Source organism: Streptomyces arenae (assembly GCF_022343545.1).
Lineage (GTDB): Bacteria > Actinomycetota > Actinomycetes > Streptomycetales > Streptomycetaceae > Streptomyces > Streptomyces humi.
Window position 1 is genome coordinate 1 of the sequence record NZ_JAKQYH010000007.1, and the last position, 2,159, is coordinate 2,159.

Annotated in this window: 2 protein-coding genes; one reads left to right on the forward strand and one right to left on the reverse strand. The window is 71.8% G+C overall.

Annotated elements, in window-relative coordinates; genetic code table 11:
• Positions 1 to 120 precede the first annotated feature (120 nt).
• Positions 121 to 993, reverse strand: coding sequence for a helix-turn-helix domain-containing protein (locus tag MB828_RS04055; protein ID WP_301646951.1), 873 nt, complete (start codon positions 991 to 993; stop codon positions 121 to 123).
• A gap of 105 nt (positions 994 to 1,098) precedes the next feature.
• On the opposite strand from MB828_RS04055, the gene MB828_RS04060 reads away from it, so the two are divergent.
• Positions 1,099 to 2,046 carry an alpha/beta hydrolase gene (locus MB828_RS04060; protein ID WP_301646952.1) on the forward strand — a complete coding sequence of 316 codons (948 nt, stop codon included), beginning with the start codon at positions 1,099 to 1,101 and terminating at the stop codon, positions 2,044 to 2,046.
• Positions 2,047 to 2,159 lie beyond the last annotated feature (113 nt).

Below are 2,159 nucleotides of genomic sequence, written 5' to 3' on the forward strand. Positions count from 1 at the left end.
CGCCGCCGACGACTACCATGCCGATCTCGACTTGCGGGCCGTCCGTCCCGCCGTCGCCGGCCATGAGCAGGAGTGAGCACGTCGTATCCAGGCTCTCAAGCTGCTGCCGGCTCCACTCGGTCATCGCCGTGGCCCTGTCTTGGTCGACTCCGCGGCAGGCCCGGTCCAGGAGGACAGGATGCGCAGCGCATCGTCGGAGGGGCTGCCGGGTTCTGCGGTGAGAACCATGAGGCGTTGGCCGGAGCCGTCGGGGGCGGTCCAGGTGTCGCAGTCGAGGGTGAGGTCGCCTACGAGGGCGTGCCGGTACTGCTTGGTGCCGTAGCTGGCGCTGTTGACCCGGCGCTCGGCCCACCAGGTACGGAAGTTCTCGTCCTGCAGGGAGAGTTCACCGACGAGGCGCACGAGTTCCGGGTCGTCGGGATCGGCGGCGGCTGCCATGCGGAGCGCGGCGACCGCGTCTCGGGCGTCGTGCTCCCATTCCGCGTGCAGCCCGCGCAGCACAGGGTGGGTGAAGACGAGGCGCACGTAGTTGCGCTCCGTCGCCGGCACGGTGTCGAAGTCGAGGTAGAGCGCTGCCGCGGAGGGATTCCAGGCCAGCACGTCCATGCGCTTGCCGAGCACGATGGCCGGAGTGCTGGTGAGGTGGGCGAGCAGGCGCCGCATCGCGGGGCGCGGCTGCTGCGGGCGGCGACGCCGCCGGGGCCGGCTGTCGCTTTTGCCCGCGACGGCGTAGAGGTAGCTCTGCTGGTCGTCGTCCAGGCGCAGCGCGCGGGCGAGGGTGGCCAGGACAGCGGCGGATGCCTGGACCCGGCCTTGTTCGAGGCGGGTGTAGTAGTCGACGCTGATCGCGGCGAGCTGCGCCACCTCCTCMCGGCGCAGCCCGGCTACCTTGCGCCGGRAGCCGTCGTCGAAGCCGAACTGCCGCGGGTCGAGGTCCGCTCGCCGGGCCTTGAGGAAGGCGCCGAGCTCGTTCGGATCTGCGGATGTGGTCATGKCGGCCATTCTTCGCGTGCCGGCTCGCGTGCGGGAGGGCAGTTTTCTTCCCAGGCAGAAACCTGCCGCTGTTGCCGCAGYCCCYGACGCCGCAACCTGAGCGCCATGAACRCCATCAACGTCACCTTCGACAGCGCCGGGGTCGAGATCGCCGGCATCCTCCACCTTCCCGAGACCGTGAGCGACGCGGACGCCGCGGCGGGACTCCCYGCSATCGTCGTCGGYCACCCGGCCAGTGGCGTCAAGGAGCAGGCCGCCGGCCTGTACGCGAGCCTGCTTGCCGAGCGGGGCTTCGCCGCCCTCACCTTCGACGCCGCTTTCCAGGGCGAGAGCGGCGGGCTGCCGCGCGGACTGGAAGACCCGGCGCACCGCGTGGAGGACTTCAAGGCCGCCGTGTCCTTCCTCACCACGCGCGCCGAGGTCGACGCGGCCCGCATCGGGATGCTCGGCATCTGCGCCTCCGGCGGCTACGTGATCCCGGCCGTCGCCGGTGACCACCGCGTCCGCGCCGTCGCGACCGTGAGCGGGGCCGACATCGGCCGCCAGTTCCGCGAGGGCGCCGACGGCACCCAGGACCCGGCCGTGATCCAGGGGATGCTGGACGCCGCGGCCGCCGCGCGTACCGCCGAGGCGGCCGGGGAGGGCGTCGGCACCTTCCCGATCTTCCCCGGTACCGCGGAGGAGGCCCGGGCGATGGGCGGCCGGCACGGTTTCGAGGGCTTCGAGTACTACTGCACCGACCGCGCCCAGCACCCGCGCTCGGCGCAGGAGTTCACCTGGAACAGCCTCGACCGCATCGCGGCCTTCGACCCGTTCCGCTTCATCCACCTCATCGCCCCGCGCCCGCTGCTGATCATCCTCGGCACCGAGGCCGTCACCAGGCACATGGGCGTCGAGGCCTTCACCAGCGCGCAGGAACCCAAACACCTGCACTGGATCGAGGGCGCCAGCCACGTCGACATGTACGACAAGCGCGAGTACGTCGACCCGGCCGTCGCCGAGCTCACGGCCTTCTTCGAGCAGGAGCTCGCGCCGGTCACCGTCGCCGCCTGACACGGCAGCCGCCGCGCCCGACCGGGCCCGGCGGCTCGTCCCGCGACCAGCAGGCGATCCGCTCAACCGTCGCCGACACTGATTCAAGCGGCTGGAGGGCACATAGCAGCGCA